Consider the following 243-nt stretch of genomic DNA (forward strand, 5'->3'; position numbering starts at 1 on the left):
AATTTCCCAATGATCGTAACATTTTGATAACACTCGTTGCTTTCTATATGCAGGACAATAAATTTCTTGAAGCCACTAAAACTCTAGACCACGCTATTGCCCAGATAAAAAACTTTCAACAGGACGATTGGAAACTCTTTTATCAGCGTGGTATTGCTTTTGAACGTTTACAACAGTGGCCAAAAGCAGAAATTGACTTGCGAAAATCACTTGAATTTTTCCCAAACCAACCGCAAGTTCTTA

General features: G+C 37.0%; 1 pseudogene. It reads left to right on the forward strand.

Annotation, left to right across the window (positions count from 1 at the left end):
* Nucleotides 1–243 (forward strand): annotated as a pseudogene (locus ACFIN0_RS10150) (hypothetical protein); the annotation flags it as partial.

Origin of the sequence: Bartonella sp. AA89HNZF, assembly GCF_042196905.1 — a bacterium.
GTDB lineage: Bacteria > Pseudomonadota > Alphaproteobacteria > Rhizobiales > Rhizobiaceae > Bartonella.